General features: G+C 61.9%; 15 protein-coding genes. 10 read left to right on the top strand and 5 right to left on the bottom strand.

Translation table 11 applies throughout. From position 1 onward, the window contains the following. Positions 1-30 precede the first annotated feature (30 nt). Positions 31-2076, bottom strand: coding sequence for a M1 family metallopeptidase (locus FE782_RS23630; protein ID WP_138196818.1), 2046 nt, complete (start codon positions 2074-2076; stop codon positions 31-33). A 97-nt stretch (positions 2077-2173) separates the two neighbouring features. Here FE782_RS23630 and FE782_RS23625 point away from each other — a divergent pair, with 97 nt between their 5' ends. From FE782_RS23625 to FE782_RS23615, 3 genes are all read left to right on the top strand, one after another. After that, positions 2174-2683, top strand: coding sequence for a YwhD family protein (locus FE782_RS23625; protein ID WP_238392637.1), 510 nt, complete (start codon positions 2174-2176; stop codon positions 2681-2683). A 76-nt stretch (positions 2684-2759) separates the two neighbouring features. Then, on the top strand, positions 2760-4157 hold the full coding sequence (locus tag FE782_RS23620) for an extracellular solute-binding protein (protein ID WP_138196817.1): 1398 nt from the start codon (positions 2760-2762) through the stop codon (positions 4155-4157). Between the two features lie 209 nt (positions 4158-4366). Then, entirely contained in the window at positions 4367-8641 is a 4275-nt protein-coding gene (locus FE782_RS23615; protein WP_138196816.1) for a carbohydrate binding domain-containing protein, read from the top strand. A gap of 274 nt (positions 8642-8915) precedes the next feature. Here the strand turns inward: FE782_RS23615 and FE782_RS23610 are convergent, their stop codons facing one another. Both FE782_RS23610 and FE782_RS23605 read right to left on the bottom strand, forming a co-directional pair. Then, positions 8916-9743, bottom strand: coding sequence for an alpha/beta hydrolase (locus FE782_RS23610; RefSeq protein WP_158299512.1), 828 nt, complete (start codon positions 9741-9743; stop codon positions 8916-8918). Between the two features lie 254 nt (positions 9744-9997). After that, positions 9998-12082, bottom strand: a complete 2085-nt coding sequence (locus FE782_RS23605; RefSeq protein ID WP_202914595.1) for a transglycosylase domain-containing protein — start codon at positions 12080-12082, stop codon at positions 9998-10000. Here FE782_RS23605 and speE point away from each other — a divergent pair. The 3 genes from speE to FE782_RS23590 all read left to right on the top strand — a co-directional run bounded on the left by speE (position 12065) and on the right by FE782_RS23590 (position 14716). Then, a complete protein-coding gene (gene speE, locus FE782_RS23600; RefSeq protein WP_338016914.1) occupies positions 12065-13099 on the top strand; it encodes a polyamine aminopropyltransferase in 1035 nt (344 codons plus the stop codon). The two genes, FE782_RS23605 and speE, sit on opposite strands and share 18 nt — an antisense overlap. Continuing rightward, a complete protein-coding gene (speB, locus tag FE782_RS23595; protein WP_138196813.1) occupies positions 13096-13965 on the top strand; it encodes an agmatinase in 870 nt (289 codons plus the stop codon). The genes speE and speB overlap by 4 nt, the downstream gene beginning before the upstream one ends. Positions 13966-14092: 127 nt before the next feature. Further along, positions 14093-14716, top strand: coding sequence for a DedA family protein (locus tag FE782_RS23590; RefSeq protein WP_238392636.1), 624 nt, complete (start codon positions 14093-14095; stop codon positions 14714-14716). A gap of 32 nt (positions 14717-14748) precedes the next feature. On the opposite strand, the gene FE782_RS23585 is transcribed toward FE782_RS23590, so the two are convergent. Continuing rightward, on the bottom strand, positions 14749-15579 hold the full coding sequence (locus FE782_RS23585) for an AraC family transcriptional regulator (RefSeq protein ID WP_138196812.1): 831 nt from the start codon (positions 15577-15579) through the stop codon (positions 14749-14751). A 137-nt stretch (positions 15580-15716) separates the two neighbouring features. Between FE782_RS23585 and FE782_RS23580 the strand changes: the two genes are divergently transcribed. Together FE782_RS23580 and argS are read left to right on the top strand one after the other, a co-directional pair. Then, a complete protein-coding gene (locus FE782_RS23580) occupies positions 15717-16142 on the top strand; it encodes a YwiB family protein (RefSeq protein WP_138196811.1) in 426 nt (141 codons plus the stop codon). Continuing rightward, positions 16139-17815, top strand: coding sequence for an arginine--tRNA ligase (gene argS / locus FE782_RS23575; protein WP_138196810.1), 1677 nt, complete (start codon positions 16139-16141; stop codon positions 17813-17815). Before FE782_RS23580 ends, argS begins: the two co-directional genes overlap by 4 nt. 21 nt (positions 17816-17836) lie before the next feature. Here argS and FE782_RS23570 read toward each other — a convergent pair whose 3' ends face one another. Next, entirely contained in the window at positions 17837-19000 is a 1164-nt protein-coding gene (locus tag FE782_RS23570) for a S8 family peptidase (RefSeq protein ID WP_138196809.1), read from the bottom strand. A gap of 452 nt (positions 19001-19452) precedes the next feature. Between FE782_RS23570 and rpoE the strand changes: the two genes are divergently transcribed. Both rpoE and pyrG read left to right on the top strand, forming a co-directional pair. Continuing rightward, positions 19453-19977: a DNA-directed RNA polymerase subunit delta gene (gene rpoE, locus FE782_RS23565; RefSeq protein WP_238392644.1), complete on the top strand. Its 525-nt coding sequence runs from the start codon at positions 19453-19455 to the stop codon at positions 19975-19977. 198 nt (positions 19978-20175) lie between these two features. Continuing rightward, positions 20176-21777: a CTP synthase gene (pyrG, locus tag FE782_RS23560; RefSeq protein WP_138196807.1), complete on the top strand. Its 1602-nt coding sequence runs from the start codon at positions 20176-20178 to the stop codon at positions 21775-21777. Positions 21778-21824: the final 47 nt, after the last annotated feature.

Below are 21824 nucleotides of genomic sequence, written 5' to 3'. Positions count from 1 at the left end.
CGCCTCCTCTCCGTAATTTCGGCTCGTTCGTTACCAGACCACCGTGCCGAACAGCGCTTCGAGCAGCTTCGCGACGCCCATCGTCCAGCGGGTCTCCAGCTTATCGTCCACGTCGGTCTTCATGAAATTGTTAATGCGCTTATGCTCGAGAACGACGCCGTGCTCCGGGTCGACGACGACGTGCTTCAGCTTCGCGGCGTGCGGCGGCAGCGCGAAGACGACGCTGTCTTCCTTCCCCGGCCATTCCTCTCGAATCGTCTGACCGTCCTCGTAGAGGAACCGGACGGATACCGGACCGTCCTTGCCGCCGCGGCTCGATACGGTGACGCGGTAGGCGTACGTCCCGGCGTCCGATTTCGCGCGTTCGATGCGCTCCACCGCGTAATCGGCCATCTGGTCGCCGTACACGAACTGATCGAAGAACGGAGCCCAGCTTCGTTTCGTTACGTCTTCCGCCGTCTTCTGGAAGTCGCCCGTCGACGGGTGCCGGAACTTCCACCGGTCGAAGTAGGCGCGAAGCACGCGTTTCATCTTCGCTTCGCCGATCTCCTTTTCCATCGCCAGCAGCACGAGCTTCCCCCGAATGTACACGTTGTCCGCGTAATGATCGTGGCTGTCGAAGTTCCAGGCGAAGCGGGTGAGCGAGGCCGGGTTCGTCATGTAGCTCGCTTCCAGCGTCGTGCTCGGCGTCAAGCCGTATTCGGCTTCCATGAGCTTATCCTCGGCGTACGAGGTGAAGCCTTCGTCCAACCACGCCTCTTCGAATTCGTTGCTGGCGACCATGCCGTACCAATACTGATGGCCGATCTCGTGCACGACGACGCGTTCGAGCTCGTACCCGACGTCCGCCGAATCGGCCGCCCAGGCGGTGACGAGCGTGGGGTACTCCATGCCGCCCGCGCCGCCCGCGCCTTCCGGGGGCACGACGATCGAAAGCGTGCTGTACGGATAAGGGCCGTACCATTCGCTGAAGTGCTGCAGCGACTTCTTGGCCGCGTAGAGATACCGCTCCTTCAGCTCCAGATGCGTCGGATCGAGATACAGCTTGATCTTGACGCCGGGCACGTTCGGCGCCGAATACGGCTCCTCCGCGTAGACGAAGTGGGGCGACGCCGACCAGGCGAAGTCGTGCACGTCGTCCGCATAGAAGTGGTACGTCTTCGTGCCCGACTTCTTATCGACGACGGCGGGCTTCGGCGGAAAGCCGGTGGCCGCGACGACGTAATCGGTCGGAACCTTGATCTTCACGTTATAGATGCCGAAGTCCGCGTAATACTCGGAGTTGCCGTGATATTGGTGAGCGTTCCACCCCTCGGCCGTGCGGCCGCGCGTCCCGGCGGGCTCGTAAACCGCGATCTTCGGAAACCATTGCCCGGCCATCACGAAGTCGTCCTTGTACCCCATGCGGGCGAAAACTTCGGGCAGCCGCACGGTGAACGACATCTTCAGCGTCACCGTTCCGTTCGGGGGAACCGCCTTCGGCAGGCGGAGCTTCGCCAGCGTCTTGTCCGCCTTGTTGCCGTCGTCGGGCTGCTCGAACGCGAGACGATGGGTCAGATCGAGCCCCTCGGTCGTCTCGATCGAGGAGATCGTCATGCCGCCATAGCTGTTGGCCGTCCGCTTATCCTCGCGCAGCTTGCCCCCCGACTCCCGCATGAAGGTCGTCTTGTCGGATTCGAACGCGTTCGGGTATAAGTGGAAGTACAGCTCTTGCACCTTCTCCTTGCCAGGGTTGCGCCAGGTCACGGTCTGCGTGCCGTGGAGCGCATGGTTGTCCGCGTCCAGCGCGACGCCGATGTGATATTCCACGACGCGGTTGCTCATCGGCTTCGGAGCGGGAGGCTTTTCGGGGACCGGGGGCGCCACGTTCGGAGCCGGGTTCGGATTCGGGCCCGCATTCGTTTTCGGCGCCGGCGCCTTCTCCGGGCCGGCGACGCCGAACGTCGCGACCGCTTCGCCGAAGGAACTGTCGCCGTCGGCGGGGGCGCCGAGCTCTCCCCAAAGCGCGACCCATACCGCGAAGGCGACGCCGGCGATCGCGACCGGCCGCCAGCGGCCTAACTTCATCTTTTTCATGATTTTCACCCCGTTGACAAGCGTCTAGTGGATGTATATGTTTGTCCCCCGGGGATTATTTCGGGTACAATAGAAGAAATTCTAACGAGGAACGAAGGTGGGGGCGCACGTGGAAGTCGGCGGGAAGAAGATCAATGCGCTGAACGTCGTCAGCAATAAGGAGCATAAGGGGTTCGGCGCGGGCTCCATCGATTTGAACAACGTATCGGCCGTCATTATCGATAAGGACGGGGAAGAAGCTTACATCGATCTGGGCGCCCTGCATGCGAAGAGCAAGGTGGAGAAGGGCATCAAGTTTTCCGCGAACAAGGAAGACGTGCCGAACGGCCGCCGCTGTTGGATCGTGTGGATCGCGGTCGACAAGCGCGAAGAAGGCATGTATTACGCGGGAGCGACGGCTTGCGAGATGCTGGTCGATACCGAAGCGCGGCGCGGGTGGAAGATTCTCGCGGATCACGTGAACAAGATGGATTACGCGATGAAGCGGCGCATCGTCTTGGACGGGTTATCCGACGGGGAGAAGGCGGCGTTGAAGCGATGCCTGATCGAGTACAACGAAGGCATGTGGGACGCTTCGACCGATGAGTTGAAGGAGAAGCTGGGGTAGACGGATCGGCCGCTTTCGCGCGAGGCGTCGCGCGGGGGCGGTTTTTCGCGTGGAGCCGGTCGAAGGGGACTATGTCATGGCTAAGCCCGATCGTAAAACATTCGTAGATCGTTCCAATCAACTGATCGCCCATATCCGAACGAATCTGGCGAACGGCACCTATCAGGTCGGCGATTATTTGCCGTCGGAGGTCGCGTTCGCCGAACAGTTCGATCTGAGCAAAAACTCCGTCCGCGCCGCGATGGGGAAGCTGGTGGAAGAAGGCTTGATCCGGAAGGTCCCGCGCGTGGGCACGCAGGTGGCGGCGTCGGGCCGGCAGAACGCGCTGCGCCTCGGGCTGTACCCGTCGTTATACGCGGACGCGAAGCTGAACGACTTGTTGGCGTCGTATCGGCGAGAGCATCCCGAGGTTCGCGTGGAGACGGTCACGCTCCCGTACTCGAATCCGGATTCCATCCGGCAGCTGTTGGCGTACGGCGTCGTAGACGTCGTGCTGCTGAACAATCTGGACTATTTATATTTCCGGGACAACAGCCTTCTTTCGTTATTCGAGCCCCAGGCTCCGCAGGCAAGCTCGTTCCCCTTTTTAAATAAGCTTTTTATGGAACATACGGAGCCGGATCGGGTTTTCTTGCGGCCGTTCGTGTTTTCGCCCGTGATCCTGTGCTACAATCGCGATCACTTCCGGGAGGCGGGAGCGTTCGAGCCGGACAGCAGCTGGACGTGGGGCGACCTGAGGCAAACGTTGAAGAAGCTGGCCGGGGAGAGCCGGTACGGCTTGTTCTTCCACTTATCCTCCAACAACCGGTGGCCGATCTTCCTGCTGCAAAACGGCGTCTCCTTCGCCCGGGAGGACGGGCTTCCGCATCCGGGACGATCGAACCGGCTGGAAGCGTTCCGGGACGTGCGGGAGCTCATCCACGAAGACGGCTTGTTTCCGCGCATGCTGTCGTTCAGCTTGCACGACGTAGAGCTGCTCTTCAAGCAGGAGAAGGTGTCCGTCATTCTGACGACGTATTATCGGTTGAACGAGCTGGCGGACGCGGGGTTTCCGTTCGACATCGCGCAGCTGCCGCGATCCGAGGGCGGAAGCGCCGATACGCTGCTGCTGTGCACCGGCGTCGGCGTCAACGCGTCGTCGGCGCAGAAGAAAGAGGCGGAAAGCCTGGCGAGTTTTCTCTTATCGGAGGAAGCGGCGACGACGATTCGCCGCGGCACGTTCACGCTTCCCGCGAACAAGCGGGTCGCGGACGGGATCGCGTCGGAGCTGCCGAACGCGCCGAGGCGGTTCGATATTTACCGCGAAATGATCCCGAGCTTCGCCGCTCACGACCGGTTGGGGTTGGTTCCCGAGGAGATCGAGACGTTCGGGAAGTGTCTCGGGCAATACTACTCGAAGCTGATCGACGAAGAAGGCCTTATTCAAATGTTTCATACGTTGATCAGGGAAGGGAAAACGCATACGCAAGGATGAAGGTTCATCTTGCAGCCCACAAAGGGTGCAGGATGGACTTTTTTTGTTTTCACGCACATTTTCACGTTGATATTCCGTTTTTGTTTCTTTAAAATGAACTACAAATGAACCACAACTATTATTTTAGGAGGTTAATAGAAGTTAATTCCTTTTATGTGATCCACGTGTAAACTAGGTTTTGCGCGACAAATTCGAAAGGTTGTGATGCGATGTTTGAAAGCGTTATCGGTCGTTGGAAAAAATTCGCTCCCGTCGCGTTGTCCGCGGCGTTGATCGGCGCGGTCGTCTTACCGGCCGCGCCGGATTCGAACGCGTCGGCGGCGGATGCCGTCGTCGTTCCGAGAACGTTCTCGGTTCCCGAGGATCTCGGCACCCAGGTCACGGCGCCGAATACGTTCAATGCCGCGTTCGGCGCGGAGGACGGGAAAGACGTGATGTACACCACGGTAGCGGGTTCCGCCGTGCATTCCGCCATCTTCAGCGTCGTCGATCTGGATACGAACCGGGTCGTCCGGGAGCTTCCCTTAAGCGGCGGAGGCCAATCCTGGGGTCATGCCATCGACTCTCAAGGCAATGTGTACACCGTGGCGGGCAACGCATTGTACGTGTATTCTCCCGTAACGAAGCAGGTTCGAACGATCGGAGCCGTGCCGGAGGCGACATCGCTGTATTCGATCGTAGTGGACGAATCGGATCGCGTCTATGGCGGCGGATATCCGAGCGGGAAGGTGTTCGTGTACGACCCGGCGCAAGACGAGCTGACGCTGCTGACCGACCGGCTGGCCGAGGCGCAGCAATACGTGCGGGGGATCGCGTATTACGAAGGGTATTTGTACGCGGGAACCGGGACGAAGGGCGGCTTGTTTCGGATCGATCCGGCCGACGGCGCGAAGACGCAAATCCCTTTTCCGGAAAATGCTCTGTTCTCGCCCGCCGACGCTCCCACCGTGTATTCCATGAATGCCGTCGGTCATTATTTGTTCGTCATGATGAGCACGAGTCCGACGTCGCTCTTCATCTACGATTTGGAGAACGAGCGCTGGGTCGACATCGTTGAAAATTATAGAGGCTTGTTCGTGTCTCCGGAGAAAGACGGCAAAGTGTATTTCCCGGCCGACGGAGAGCTGAAGACGTTCGATCTGACGACGGAGGAAGTGGCGGGCACCGGAATCGCGTTCGGCACGTACATCCGGACCGGCGCTTGGGTCGAGCTGGACGATCAGGAGCAGTTCCCGGGCGCGTCGCTGGTCACGGTGACGTTCAACGGCGCTCCGTTAATCGCGAATGTCGAGAAGGGCGTCGCGACCAGCTTCCCGTCTATTATCTCGGGGACTCCGGTATCGATTCAATCGATCGCGACCGGACCCGACGGGTTGATTTACAGCACCGGCTACCAAGGGACGAAGGGCGCCCGGTACGACATCGACACCGGGGAGATCGAGCATTTTCGGATGGGGCAGGCCGAAGGGATGATCGCGTGGGGCGACAAGGTCGTCTTCGGCGAATACCCCGGAGGCTATATCTACGAGCTCGACACGAAGCAGCCGATCGGCGACGACAACCCGAAGTCGATCTATCATATCGGCGGCAAGCAGGATCGCCCGTTCGCATTGGCGGTTTCCCCCGACCGGTTGTTTATCGGAACGATCCCGAAGACCGGGGAGCTCGGAGGCGCCCTGACCGTCTACGACGGCACGGAATGGAAAGTATTCGCCGAGATGTTCCAGCCCGGCGGCCCGCTGGAATATCAGAGCGTGATGGGGTTGGCGTATCATGACGGGATGTTGTACGGTTCCACGACCGTATGGGGCGGTCTGGGCATCGATCCGGCGGCGGACAAGGCGAAGGTGTTCGTCTGGGACGTGGCGGAGGAACGGCTGGTGACCGCGTTCTCCCCGGATGTCGCGCAAGCGAGCGGCGTGGCGGCCCGGTCGATCGGCGGCTTGTCGGTCGGACCGGACGGTCTGCTGTGGGCGGCCGCCTACGGGACGATTTTCGCGATGGATCCGGCCGACGGGTACAAGGTTGCGAAGCAGAAGGAAATTTATCCGACCAACTGGGATTTCAGCCACTATTGGGTGCCGGTTAAGCTGCTGTGGGACCCGAAGGGCGACGGCGTTCTGTACACGACGCTAGGCAGCGCCGTAACCGCGGTCGACACGAATACGATGGCGCACGCGCAGGTTCCCGGGACGAAGACGAACCTGATGACGATCGGGCCGGACGGGAACTTGTATTTCAACACGGCGGATATGCTGAAGAAAATTACGGTTTCGCAAGAGATGCCGCCGCTGTATGCGGACGTTGCCGTTCCGCTCGTCAATAACGGCTTCGAAACGCAAACGGCGGACGGCACGATTCCAGGTTGGGACAACTTCGGCCGGTCGACGACGGCGGGCTACTACGAAATCAGCGGGTCTCGCGCGTCGGAAGGCGAGAGCAGCCTTAGGGTCTTCGATTCGACCGATACGCAAGAAGTCGGCGTCATCTCGCTCCCGTTCGCCGTGGAGCCGGGAGCCGAGTACAAAGTCTCGGCCGACATCTACTTGGCGTCCGGTCGAACGATCGCCGCGATGCGGTATTACGACGCGAACGGGCAGGAGATCAAGCTGACGCCGGCGCCGGCCGCGTACCATCAAGGCTCGCTCGGCGCATGGAGCTCCGCGAATTTCAGCTCGATCGCGCCGGAAGGGGCCGTCGCGGGAAGAATCGTGTTGTTCTGCTCGCTCGGATGGGCGACGGACGCGTATTACGATAACGTGAAGGTGACGAAGAGCGTTCCGTTCGAGCTTCCGCCGGAGCAGCCGGTCCTCGGTCAGCTGAAGCTGACGAATCCGGGCTTCGAGAGCGCGGGCGCGGACGGGGCGATTCCGGGGTGGACGCAGCGCAATCTCGACAAGTATACGGCGGACGCCTACGTGCGGTTGTCGCAAGACACGGTGAAAAGCGGAACGCAAAGCTTGCTTCTCTACGATAATAGTACGACCATCGAAGTGGCGGCCGAATCCGACTTCATTCCCGTCGTCGGCGGAAAGACGTATACGGCTTCCGTCGATGTGTACCGAGGGGACAATCCGCCGGGGCGCAGCTCCAACCGGCCGATTCTGCAGACGCGGTATTACGACGCGAACAAGGTCATGTTGAGCACTAGCGCCGCGGTGAATCCCGGCCCGTGGAGCAAAGAAGCGACCGTGCCGCAGGGCCGTTGGGGGACGGAAGCGTTGACGAATACCGCGCATGCCGCCGCGAAATATATGCGCGTGTTTATGGTCGTGCCGGCGACTTACGTGGCCAACGCCTATATCGACAATGTGCAGGTGTCGACCGCGCTGGAGCCAAGCGAGGTGGCGTCGTTCCGCATGTACGAGGAGCCGTATTCGCACCTGACGGCGGGCAGCGACGTCGTATTTAAGGCGGCGGCGTCGGAGGGTGCGAGCATCGTCGTGGAAGAGAACGGCGTCGTCGTGGCGGAGGCGCCCGCCGCCGGTCTCGACGCGCCGGTGTCCGTTACGGTCCCGTCGCCCGAGGCGGGATCGCACGACTACATCGCGTACGCGGTTAAGGGAATCAGCCGGTCGGCGCCGTACGCGATCTCCGCGACGGTTCACGCATTGAGCGATCTGGCGCTTGTTCCCGATGCGCTGGAGCTTCTGACCGGCGAGACGAAGCCGATTGCCGCGACGGCTTGGTTCGGGCCTTTGGCCGTCGACGTCGTGCCGGAGGTGACGGTGGCGTCGGGCGAAGCCGTGAGCGTCAGCGGCGCGTCGGCGACGGGCGTCGCCGCGGGCGAAGCCGTACTGAGCGTCGCTTACGGCGGTATGCAGAAGACGCTTCGCGCGTCGGTCGGCAGAGGCGCGCTGGAATCGATTCGCATCGCGCTGCCGAAGTCGACGATCGGGATCGGAGAATCGGTGACGGTTCAAGTGTACGGTACGTACGACAATCCGTTCGACGCGGATCGAGAGGAGGTTGTCCTCAAGGAAGGGGTTGCGTTGACCGCGGAGCCCGCCGGCGTCGTCTCGATCCAAGGATTGACCGTGACGGGCGCGACGAAAGGCAATGCAGTCATCCGAATCGAATACGAAGGCTTGTCGGCGTCCGCCGAGATCGTCGTCGAGCGCGGCGATACAGGCGGTCCTCCGGATCCGGAAGCCCCTAGACTTGCAGCGATTCGGTTGGATCTCTCCGAGACTCGAATCGACGTCGGACAGATCGCGACCGCTCAAGTGTTCGGGATATACACCGGGGCAACGACGCCGGTCGCGTTGACGGAAGACGTCGCGCTCTCCGCCGTCGCTTCCGGGGTCGTAAGCGTCGATGGCTTGACGTTGACGGGGATCGGCGAGGGGCATACGTTCATCCGGGCCGAGTACGGCGGGAAGACGGCTACCGCCGCGATCGTCGTCCGAAGCCGAGATGCGAACGGTCCGCCGGAACCGAACGGACCGAAGCGCGGCTCCATGCCGCCCGCCGGAGAGGAATGACGATTTATTATTAACATATCAGGAAGTAAAAAAGCTTGAAGCATTCCATGAGGAGGAAGTGCGCCTGTTCCCGCGCTCCTTCTCCTGGATTGACCTTCGTTCAGCCGAACGATTGCGGTTGGTTTTTCTCATGTTGCGCGAATTCGTTTTATCGTGCGAAGCATGCGGAGCGTATGACCCACGCCCCCTGCTCGCATGATGCAAACGCTCGAACCCTAAGGACTCGTCGCCAGACGAGTCTTCTTTATTGTGGGACGCCGCGGCTTGCGTTGCCTTACGTCTCCGCTGCGCCGGCATGACGGTCGAGCCAACCGACGATGTCGCGCAGCACGTCGTCCCGCTCCGGCTCGTTCATGATTTCGTGATGCAGGCCGGGCAGCAGGCGTACGTCTTTGTCCGTCGAAGCGACGCGGCGCCCGAAGTCGAGCGAAGGCTCGGGCGCGATAATTTCGTCCGCGCCCCCGTGCAGCAGGAGCAGCGGCAGCGCGATCGCCTCGGCTTCGGCGAGAGCCGCCGTTTGCGCGCGCAGCAGCTCGTTGTAGAAGCGTACGCTCGCGACGTACACCATCAGCGGGTCGGCGGCCGTCGCGAGCAGAACGTCTTCGCTGCGCGTGACGCGCTGCTGCTTCAAGCCGCTCGGCATGCGCAGCCGGGGCAGCACGCCGTCGAGCCGCCGGCCGAGCGCTTCCTTCCATGGCGGGATCGGGAATCGCAGCCGGAAGGCCGGCGACGTCAGGACGACGCCCGACAGCGCGCCGACGAGCGGCGACGTCTGCAGCAGCCGCGCGGCGACGAGCCCTCCGACGCTGTGCCCGAGCAGGAAGACCGGCATATCCGGTCGACGGCTCCGGGCGTCCTCGATCCAAGACGAGACGACGTCGACGAATTCGTCGAACCGGTCGATATGGCCGCGCAGCCCTCCGGAACGGCCGTGTCCCGGCAAGTCGCCGGATACGACGTCGTACCCCGCCGCATTCAACGCGGCAGCGACGTGCGCGTAGCGTCCGCTGTGTTCGCCTTGCCCGTGGACGAGCACGACCGTCGCCTTCGCGGGCGTCTCGGTCGAAGTAGGCCAATCCTTCCGGTATCGTTCCCCTGCCATTGCTATCCGCCTCCGATACATTCTAATTGCTTCCATAGTATAAGGTTTCCGTGCAAAAGAAAATGGGGAAAACGGGAGGTATCCCCGTTCGACGGACGCGATGCGACGCGATGCGACGCGGCGCGAACGCTGCGCGGCGGTGCGCCGAGTAACGCTGTCCCGGCCGCGGAGCTGAGCGAAGGGAAGTCGGGGAGAAGGGGCGGGAAAAGAAAAGAAACCCGGAGAGCCGTAAGCTCCCCGGGTTCGCAACAAGGCTAGCTGTTCCACCAACGCTTCAGATCGTCCCACCAATTGCGCTCTTGCTCCTGATGCGGCGCGTCCTGCTGCCCGGGCAGCGGTTCGGCGCCGTGGCCGGCGCACGATTCGGTCGGCTCGGTGCCGGCGATGAACGACTCTAACCGCGGATTCGGGCAGTCGGCCGTCGCCAGCAGCCCCGTCGCCGGATCGATGTATACGGTCGTCACGCCCTCCGGCACCTCGAACAGCTTCGGCGGAACCGCCGACAGCGTCCGCTCCGTAAAGTCCGCGAAGATCGGCGAGGCGGTGTGCGCTTCGACGGAGGTGACGGCCCGGCCTTTGTCGTAGCCGACCCAGACGGCCGTCGCGAGCTCCGGCGTGTAGCCGACCATCCAAGCGTCGGTGTTCGTCGTGCCGGTCTTGCCGGCGACGGGCCGCTTGATCAGGTCGGACACGCGCCGCCCGGTGCCGCCGTCGTCGAACACGCTCTGCATCAAGTGCGTGAGAATGTACGCGTATTGCGGCGCCACGACCTGCTGCTCGCGCGGCTTCGCCTCGTACAGCACCCGGCCGTACATGTCCTCGATCCGCAAAATCGCGACCGGCTCCCGCCGGACGCCGCCGCCCGCGATCGTGGCGAACGCGGACGCCATCTCGTACGGGCTGACCGGGTACGTCCCGAGGGCGAGCGACGGCAGCGGCTCCATCTCGCTCGTGATGCCGAGGCTCTTCGCCGTCTCGATTACCCGTTCCGGACCGACTTGCATAATCGTGTTCACCGCATAGATATTATCCGACTTCGAGATGGCGTAACGCAGGTCCACCAGCTTGTTCGGGTATTTGTTCCCGTAGTTCTGCGGCGAATACGTCTTCCTTCCGTCGTCGTAGGTGAAGACGGTCGGCTCGCTCATGAATCGGGTGACGGCCGTGAAGCCTTCCTGCTGCAGCGCCGTCAGATACAGGATAGGCTTGAACGAAGATCCCGGCTGCCGCGTCGTCGCGAACGCGCGGTTGTATTGGTTCTCCTCGTAATTCCGGCCGCCGACCATCGCCTGGATATGTCCGTTGCGCGGGTCGATCGAGACGAGCGCGGCTTGCAGCTCTTCGTGCGGCTCCAAATATTTCGCGACCGCGGCCTCCGCGTTCGCCTGCGCGTGCAGGTCGAGCGTCGTAAAGATCCGGAGTCCCCCGGAGTCGTACAGCCGCTCGTCGATGCCGAGCTTGCCGACGGCGACGCTGCGGACATAGTCCCGGAAGTAGGGGGCTTTGGAGGATTCCTTTTCCGTCAGGGGCAGGAGGTTCGGTTCTTCCGCATAAGCGGCCTTCGCTTGCGCGTCCGTAATGATCCCTTGCCCGGCCATGGTCGTCAGCACGAGCTTCTGCCGCTCGCGCGACCGCTCGTAATCCATGTGCGGCGAATAGTACTTCCAGCTCTTCATGACCCCGGCGAGCATCGAGCTTTCGGCGAGGTTCAGCTCGGACGCGCGCTTGCCGAAATACAAATTCGACGCGGCTTCGATGCCGTATGCGCCGTGTCCGAAGTAAATTTGATTCAAATACATCGCGAGGATCTCGTCTTTCGTATACGCCATCTCGAGCTGCAGCGCGTACATCGCTTCCTTGATCTTCCGCGACAACGTCTTCTCGTGGGTGAGAAACAAGTTGCGCGCGAGCTGCTGCGTCAGCGTGCTGGCGCCTTGGCCGTTCGCGTCGAGTGAGCGAATGTTATACCAGATCGCGCGGGCGAGCCCCCTAGGGTCTATGCCGAAATGGCGGTAAAACCGCTTATCCTCGATGGCGAGCGTCGCCTTGAGCATATTGGGCGAGATGCTGGAGAGGTCGACGATGTGCCGGTTTTGCCCGTTGTGGAACGAATCGATGAGCGTGCCGTGAACGTCGAGCAGCTCGGTCGACTGCGAGAACGACACCGGCGGCATCGGCTGCACGCGCAAGTAGAGCAGCAGTCCCGCGAACAGGACGCACGCTAAGACGATCATAGCGATCGAAAATACGATAAGCCGCTTCACGACCCGCAGGAATCGAAGCGGAGCGGGTTCGCGGCGCGCCGCGAGACGCGGCGGTTGATGCAACGGTTCGTCCATGGGAATCGCTCCTTCGCCGATCTGACACTCCTTAAGGAAAATGATACCTTACTCCCCATTATGGGAGGAAACGTTACGGGCTATACTTTGGTTGCATTTTTAGGCAAGTTCTCTATAATACATCTTGTTGCGGTTTCGCGCGGAAGAACTTGGAACCTTACGGATATGGACGAAGAGAGGGATTTAACCATGGATTTATGGTATACGGAGAAGCAAACCGACAATTTCGGCATCACGATGAAGGTGACGAGAACATACGAGAACGAGCAGACGGACTTCCAGCATCTGACGATGATCGAGACGGAAGAATGGGGCACGATGCTTACCCTCGACGGCATGGTCATGACGAGCGTGCGCGACGAGTTCGTCTACCATGAGATGGTGGCGCATCCGGCGCTCGTGACGCATCCGAACCCGGAGAACGTGCTCGTGGTCGGCGGCGGCGACGGCGGGGTCATCCGCGAAGTGATGAAGCACCCGAAGGTGAAGAAGGCCGTGCTCGTCGACATCGACGGCAAAGTCATCGAATATTCGAAGAAGTATCTCCCGACGATCGCGGGCGAGCTCGACAATCCGCGCGTCGAAGTGATCGTCGGCGACGGTTACATGCATATCGCAAAGCACAAGAACGCTTACGACGTCATCATGGTCGATTCGACGGAGCCGGTCGGCCCGGCGGTCGAGCTGTTCTCTAAGGGCTTCTATCAAGGCATCTACGAAGCGCTGAAGGAAGACGGCATCTTCGTCGCGCAGACGGACAACCCTTGGTTCAAGGCGGACCTCATTCAGACGGTCAACCGCGACGTGAAGGAAATCTTCCCGATCGTGCGCGTCTACGGCGCCAACATCCCGACGTATCCGAGCGGTCTCTGGACGTTCACGATGGGCAGCAAGAAACACGATCCGCTGGCGGTCGAAGCGGCGTCCATTCCGGAATTCGAGACGAAGTATTACACGCCTCGACTTCACGCGGCGGCGTTCGTTCTGCCGAAGTTCGTGGAGGATTTGGTGAAATGAAAATCGATCAAGCGTATTCGGGCAACGTCTTCATCCTAAGCTCCGTGGATTACGAGAAGTCGCAGGCCGTCATCTACGGCATGCCGATGGACTATACGGTCAGCTTCCGTCCGGGCTCCCGCTTCGGGCCGGCGGCGATCCGCCGTTCCTCGATCGGTCTCGAGGAATACAGCCCTTACTTGGACAAGCACCTGGAGGAAATTACGTACTTCGACGCGGGCGACCTGTTGCTGCCGTTCGGCAACGCGGGGAAGAGCCTCGACCTGATCGGCGAGTACGTGCGGCGGCTGCTGAACGACGGCAAGGTGCCGGTCGGACTCGGCGGCGAGCATCTGGTGTCGTGGCCGGTCATTCGCGAAGTGTTCGCGAAATATCCGGACCTGCACCTGATCCACATCGACGCGCACGCGGACCTGCGAGAGCAGTACGAGGGCGAGCCGCTGTCGCACTCGACGCCGATCCGCAAGGCCGCCGAGCTGATCGGCGGCAAGCGCGTGTATCAGTTCGGCATTCGCTCGGGCATGCGAGAGGAATTCGCGTGGGGCCGCGAGAACGTCAACTTCTTCCCGTTCGACGTGCTGGAGCCGCTGCAGAAGGTTCTGCCGCAGCTCGAAGGCAAGCCGGTCTACGTCACGATCGACATCGACGTGCTCGATCCGTCGGCGGCGCCGGGCACGGGCACGGCGGAAGCGGGCGGCATTACGTCGAAGGAGCTGCTCGGCGCGGTGCACGCGATCGCGAAGAGCGGCGCGAACGTCGTCGGCTTCGACCTCGTCGAGGTCGCGCCGATCTACGATCCTACGGAGCAGACGCCGATCGTGGCCGCGAAGCTCATTCGCGAGATGCTGCTCGGGTTCTTGAAATAAGATGACGGCCCCCTCGGGAATGCGAGGCGGGCCGTTTTTTTCATGCGCGCAAGACTTAGGTCCGGCCGCGCGCTCGACCCGGAACCATGGTTCGGGAAGGGTCGAACGCGCCATAATGAGAACGGAGGTGAACGTTCGTTTGGAAGCGTTGGCTTGGCTGGAACGGGTTTTCGAACAATACGGCTACCTCGTCCTGTTGATCGGGCTGCCGGTCGACTTCATCGCGCTGCCGCTGCCGCCGGGGCAGACGACGCTCGCGTATACGGGGTACTTAATATACAAAGAAGCGCTGTCGCCGGTCGCGGCCGTCGCCGCGGCGTTCCTAGGCGCGTCCATCGGCGTGACGGCGACGTATACGATCGGCTATCAAGCGGGGGCGCGCCTGCTCGAGAAGTTCGGCAGGCGGCTGATGATCCGCCCGGACGTGCTTGAGAAGTCGAGGGGGTATTACGAGCGGTACGGCAACCGGTTTCTGTTCGCGAGCTTCTTCATCCCGGGGGTGCGCCAATTCGCGGGATACGCGGTCGGCATGCTGCGGGTGCCGTTCCGCACGTTCGCGTTCTACGCCTATGGGGGCGCCGCGTGCTGGACAGGGGCGTTCATCGCGATCGGGTATGCGTTCGGCGAGCAGTGGGAGGCCGCGTTCCTGTTGGCCGAGCGGTACTTGCTCTTCGTCTGCATCGCGGCCGGCGTCGTCGCGGCGGCGTACGTCGCATGGGCGCTCTATAAAAAGCGAAGGAAGGCGGGGTAGTTCCGGTATTACCGCGTAATGCCCGACGCCCCTTAGCCGAGGAACAGCTGCCGGAACTGGCTCGGAGTCATGCCCTCCTGCTGCTTGAACAGCTTGATGAAATAGCTCGTGTGACCATAACCGACGCGGCGGCCGACCTCCGCCACGGCGAGCGAGAAGTCGGCGAGCAGCAGCTCCTTCGCGCGGCGCAGCCGATGCTTCGTCACGTATTCGAACGGACGCATGCCGAACGAACGCCGGAACAGCGCGCAGGCGTACTGCGGCGTAACGCCGAGCGATCCGGCGAGGTCGTCCAGCGACAAGTCGTCCGCGTACCGCTCTTCGATCAACCGCAGCATCGGAGCGATGCTCTGCAGGTGCTGCTGCCGCGAGCCGCCGGCTTTGAACGAGCTCCGTTTGGCCAGGTCGAGCAGCAGACGGTACAGCAAGGCGGAGCCTTCGTAGCCGCGGAGCGGATCGCTCCCGGACATGACCTCCGCGGCGCGGTCCAGCTGTTCGAGCAGCGACTCGGGCTCCGACACGGTATAGACGCCCGACTCCTTCAGCCTTAGACGCTCCAACATCTCGGGTACGACGCTGCCGTGGAACGTCACCCACACCACGCTCCAAGGCTCCTGCACCGCGTAATAGCGATGAGGGACGCCCGCGTACAGCAGCATGCCCTGCCCCTCGCCGACGTCGGCGGCCGCGCCGCCGAGCTCGAGCCGACCTTGCCCCCTCAAGCATTGAATCCATTGGAACGAGAAAAAACCGTCCGGCCGGTCCGTCCGCTCCTGATTGATCCAGCCGCCCGCGCTCGTGAGGTACATAGGCAGCTGCAGTTCGAGTTCGGTCAACACCGGGAAGAAATTACGGTCTCTCATCGTCCACCCCCCTCGGAAAAGTTTCATATTGTTATATTATCAAGAACAATGTTGGATAGATAGAAAGCGGAGACGCTTGAAGACGCGTCCGGGCGCCCGGTTGCAAAGGGGAAGATCGTTAGAGTACACTGAAAACCATGAATGAGCACAAGCGGAACGTCCGCGTCCGGCTGACCACCGTGAACGACGGACAGAAGTCGATCGTCGATACCGACGGCGTAGCGTATTTACGGGGCGGTCACACGTATATTCGATATCAGGAGACGTCCCCGGATCTCGCCGGCGTCACGACGACGGTGAAGCTCGGGGAGGGCGGCGTCGCGGTGCTGCGGCAGGGCGCCGTGCGCGCGGAGCAGCGGTTCGTCCCGAACGGCGTCGCGGTCGGCTACTACGAGACCGCGCACGGGTCGTTCCCGCTCGAGACGAAGACGGACCGCGTCGACGTCCGCTTCGAGAGCGGCGTCGGCGTCGCGACTTGGTCGTACGAGCTATGGGTCGGGGGCGCGGAAGCGGGACGGTTTCAAGCGAACTTGGACGTGCAGGAGGCGGAAGAAGCAAGATGAACGCATTGGAGCAGCAAAAACAGAAGGTGACCGACGCGCTGCGGCAGGCGGCGGTGAAGGCGGGGTTCGTTGCCGAAGGGGAAGCGCCCGTCATTACGCTCGAGGTGCCGAAGGAGAAGGCGCACGGCGATCTCGCGACGAACTTCGCGATGCAAATGACGAAGACGGCGAAGAAGCCGCCGCGGGCGATCGCCGAAGCGCTCTTGGCGGCGCTCGACGGCAAGGCGGCCGGCGTGGAGCGCGCCGAGATCGCGGGCCCCGGCTTCATTAACTTGTTCATGGACAAGTCGTACCTGCGCGAGATCGTCGTTCAGGCGGTAAGCCAGGGAGACGATTACGGCCGCACGGACTTCGGCAAGGGCGCGAAGGTACAGGTCGAGTTCGTCAGCGCCAACCCGACCGGCAGCCTGCATCTCGGGCACGCGCGCGGCGCGGCGGTAGGCGACGCGCTGTGCAACGTGCTGGACTTCGCCGGCTTCAACGTCGAGCGGGAGTATTACATTAACGACGCGGGCAATCAGATCGCGAACCTCGCGTATTCGATCGAGGCGCGTTACAAGCAGGCGCTCGGGCAAGAAGCGGCGATGCCGGAAGACGGCTATCACGGCGAAGACATCGTCGCCTTCGGGCGCGAGCTCGCCGAGTCGAAGGGCGACGCGCTGCTGTCGCTGCCGGACGGCGAACGGTTCGCCTTCTTCCGGCAGTACGGGCTCGAGCGCGAGCTGGACAAGATCAAGCGCGACCTGGAGCGGTTCCGCGTCCGCTTCGACCACTGGTTCAGCGAGACGTCGATTTACGCCGACGGGCTCATCGAGCCGACGCTGGCGAAGCTGCGCGAGAACGGTCATGTGTTCGAACACGAGGGCGCCGTCTGGCTGCGCACGACGCCGTTCGGCGACGACAAGGACCGCGTGTTGATCAAGAACGACGGCTCGTACACGTACTTGCTGCCGGACATCGCATACCACCTGAACAAATACAGCCGCGGCTACGACCGCATGATCAACATCTGGGGCGCCGATCACCACGGCTACGTGCCGCGCATGAAGGCGGCGATGGAAGCGCTCGGCGAGGATCCGGCGAAGCTGACGGTGCTCATCGCGCAGATGGTGAGCTTGTACCAAGGCGGCGAGAAGGTCAAGATGTCCAAGAGGACCGGCAAGGCGGTCACGATGGAAGACTTGATGGACGAAGTCGGCGTGGACGCGACCCGATACTTCTTCGCGATGCGCAGCACCGACTCGCATCTCGACTTCGATATGGATCTCGCCGTGTCGCAATCGAACGAAAACCCGGTGTTTTATGTACAATACGCGCATGCCCGCATTTGCAGCGTGTTCCGCCAAGCCGAGGAGAAGGGCATCGCCATGCCGGCGACGGCCGAGGGCGTCGACCTGTCGCCGCTCGCGTCGGAAGCGGCTTACGATCTGCTGCGCAAGATCGGCGAATTGCCGGCCGAGGTCGCCGAGGCGGCCGAGTCGCTCGCGCCGCATCGCGTCGTCCGTTACGTCTTCGAGCTGGCGTCCCAGTTCCACAGCTATTATAAAGCGGAGCGGGTGCTGACCGAGGACGAGGCGGAGACGAGAGCGAAGCTCGCGTTGTTCCTCGCGCTGAAGCACGCCTTCGTTAACGCCTTGCGCCTCATCGGCGTACATGCCCCCGACCGGATGTAAGTCGCCGGCCGGGAGCGAGCCTTATCCCTTCAAGTGCCGGAAGGCGCGCACCGCATCGAGGCGGCCCGGATACCGGGTCGCTTTTTTCGGCAGCTTGAGCGGCACTTGCGCCGCGGCGATGAGCCGCTTCGCCTGCATCGGCGTCAGTCCCGGACGCGCGGCCATCGCCAGCGCGAGCACCCCGGTCACGTGCGCCGTCGCCATGGACGTGCCGTTCATCTCGTGGTAGCGTCCCTTCGGCCACGTCGACATCACCTTCTCGCCGGGCGCGAACACGTCGATCCGCTTGCCCCGGTTGCTGAACGGGGCGATGGCGCCCTTCGCGTCGATCGCGCCGACGCTGATCGTCTGCGGGAAGCGCGCGGGGTAATCGATGAAGCCGCGGCGTCCGTCGTTGCCCGACGACGCGACGATGATGACGCCCGACCGCTTCGCGTTGCGGACCGCCTCCAGCATCGAATCGCTCCGCTGCTTCATGCCGAAGCTCATGTTGATGATGTGAACGCCTTGGTGCACGCACCAATCGATGCCCTTGATGATGTCGGAGACGTACGCGGAGCCTTCATGGTCGAACGCCTTCACCGGCAGCAGCACGGCGTGCGGGGCGATGCCCGTCATCGCGTAGCGGCCGGCGGCCGCGATCGTGCCGGCGATATGGGTGCCGTGCCCGTTGTCGTCGTACGGCAGCGTGCGCGGGTGAACCAGGTTGATGCCGCGGGACAGCGCCGGCTGCAAATCCGGATGGTTGTAGTCGACGCCGGTATCGATGACGCCGATCTTCACGCGGTCGCCGAGCGAATGCTTCCACACGGCGGGGACGCGCACGGTTCGGATGCCGGACGGAACGAAAGGGCGCTTGACGCGGCCGGGCGAAACGGGCGAGCCGGCCCCGTGCCCCGGCAGGGCGTGCACGGAGACGGCGACGTCGTCTTCGATCGTAACGAGGCCGGCGAATCTCCGCAGGAAGGCGGGGTTCAGGACGCCTTTGTACGAGAACGCGTGGATGAGCGGCAGCGGACGGACGGACGCGAGACGCCGGAAGACGCTCTTGGTTTCCTGGATCGTCTTTGCGATGCGATAGTAATCGGCGGCGTTCGCCACCCGGAGGATGTGGCGGTCGGGTTCCCTTCTCTTCGGGCGGGTTAGCGCCTGATGGAGCATTTTCACAAAGGCAACGGCTTCCATGAACGACCCCCCAACACAATGTAGCTTCAATCCGTTAGTTGCCAATAGGGAATGGAATGTCACATTGTATGTGGTTGATGGGACGGAGGGATGAGCGTTCGCCGTTTTTTCAAGAAATGGGCATGAATACGTAGCGCGCCGCGCCGCGCGTCATACAATATAGGGAGAGTTGAGAAACTCCCGTTGACCGACCGCCGGCGCCCCGCTCGTGCGCCGGCGAAGCGGATACAGTCAAGGCGAAGGGAGCCCCCCTTCGCCTCCGCTTTTTTCCAGGGGGTCAGTTGCTTTTTTCTAAAAAATAGGTTTTACTAAGATGTGAAAATGGAAAGGGTAGCAGTATACATATTCTCGCGCGTCCGATGCGTCTCGTCGGCCGGAGAACCGAAAGGGTTGTGCATACCGTGAGCGAGTACAAGCTGAAGTTTACGCCCGATCAAGCGAAGGAAATTCCGATGGTCGACGTGGCGTTTGAAATCTTAAAGGCGGCCAATACGCCGTATTATTACCGGGATTTGATGCGGGAGATCGCGAAGTTCAAGGGGCTCTCCGAGGAAGAAGCGAAGGAAGTCATCGCGCAGGTGTACACGGAGATCAACATCGACGGGCGCTTCGCGTGCGTCGGGCAGAACCTGTGGGGCCTGAAGCGCTGGTATCCGGTCGAGAAGGGCGACGAAGCCGTCACCGGCGGCGCCAAGCGTCCGCGCATCATCAACGACGACGATGACGACGACGACGATCTGTACACGGAGGAAGAAGAGGAAACCTACGACGGCGATCGCGAGGAAGGCGAAGATTTCGACGCGCTGGACGAGGATCGCGACGAGTTCCTGGAGGAAGAAGAGGAAGAAGTCGACGAGGAGCTGGACGACGAGGACGCGGAGGAAGAAGCCGACCTCGACGAGGACGCGGAAGCCGAGGAGGCCGACGAAGAAGTCGACGACTTCGAGGACGACCTCGAGGACGACGACGAGAAGTAAGCGAAGCGCCGTTATCTTGCGAGGAGCATGTATTGACATGCTCCTCCCGGCAAGGTAAACTATCTTTTGGGCTTCAGCCGGATATAGGTAATAATGATAAAGTGCCCCGCACCCGCGGTGTCACTTTTTCTTTGTTTATTCGCATAATTTTCGTAAATTTCGCCTCGACAGAGGTTGCGTCTTAGGAGGAATCACGTCATGACGAAGTATATTTTCGTAACCGGAGGTGTCGTATCGTCTCTCGGGAAGGGCATTACCGCAGCGTCGCTCGGCCGTCTGTTGAAGAACCGGGGACTGAAGGTCACGATTCAGAAGTTCGATCCGTACATTAACGTCGATCCGGGCACGATGAGCCCGTACCAGCACGGCGAAGTGTTCGTGACGGACGACGGCGCGGAGACCGACCTCGATCTCGGCCACTACGAGCGCTTTATCGACATCAACCTGAGCAAGAACAACAACGTCACCACGGGCAAGATTTATTCCTCCGTCATTACGAAAGAACGGCGCGGCGAATATTTGGGCGGCACCGTCCAAGTCATTCCTCATATCACGAACGAGATCAAGGAGCGTATTCTCCGCGCCGGCCGGGAGACGCAGCCGGACGTCGTCATCACGGAGATCGGCGGCACCGTCGGCGACATCGAGAGCTTGCCGTTCCTCGAGGCGATTCGCCAGATGAAGAACGACATCGGCCGCCAGAACGTCATGTACATACACGTGACGTTGATTCCGTACCTGAAAGCGGCGGGCGAAGTGAAGACGAAGCCGACGCAGCACAGCGTCAAGGAGCTGCGCAGCATCGGCATCCAGCCGCAGGTCATCGTCTGCCGGACCGAGCATCCGCTCGCCGACGACATGAAGCGGAAGATCGCGCAGTTCTGCGACGTCGATTCCGACGCGGTCGTCGAGTGCATCGACGCCGAGACGCTCTACGAAGTGCCGCTCATGCTGCAAGCGCAGCGCCTCGACGACATCGTCCTGCGTCATCTCGGATTGGACGTGCCTCCGGCCGACATGACCGAATGGCAGGACCTCGTGCGCCGCGTGAAGTCGCTCACGCACCGGACGGAGATCGCCATCGTCGGCAAATACGTCGCGCTGCACGACGCGTACCTGAGCATCGTCGAGGCGCTCGGCCATGCGGGCATCGACGCGAACACGGAAGTGAACATCCGCTGGGTGAACGCCGAGGAAGTGTACGATCATAACGTAGCGGAGCTCCTCGACGGCGTGCACGGCATTCTCGTGCCGGGCGGCTTCGGCGACCGCGGCATCGAAGGCAAGATCGCGGCGATCCGCTATGCGCGGGAGCAGCGTATTCCGTTCTTCGGCATCTGCCTCGGCATGCAAGTAGCCGTCATCGAATACGCGCGCAACGTGCTCGGCCTTCGGGGCGCGAACTCCTCGGAGATTCACGCGGCGACGCCGTACCCGGTCATCGACCTGCTTCCTGAGCAGAAGGATATCGAAAATCTCGGCGGCACGATGCGGCTAGGCTTGTACCCGTGCAAACTCGACGAATCGTCGCTCGCGGCGCGCTGCTACAACGACGAGCTCGTATACGAGCGTCACCGCCATCGGTACGAGTTCAACAACGCGTACCGGGACCGCATGGAAGCGGCGGGTCTCCGATTCTCCGGCACGTCGCCGGACGGCCGCCTCATCGAGATCGTCGAGCTTCCGGATCATCCGTGGTTTCTCGCCGTGCAATTCCATCCGGAATTCACGTCGAGACCGAACCGTCCGCAGCCGTTGTTCCGCGAGTTCGTCAGCGCGGCGCTCCGCCTGCAACAATAAATAAAATGTAGAAAAAGGTTGCCTTCTAGCGGATTTTGTCGCTTGAT

The sequence above is a fragment of the Paenibacillus antri genome (genome assembly GCF_005765165.1).
GTDB classification, from domain to species: Bacteria; Bacillota; Bacilli; order Paenibacillales; family YIM-B00363; genus Paenibacillus_AE; species Paenibacillus_AE antri.
This window is presented reverse-complemented; position numbering and strand designations above follow the sequence as displayed.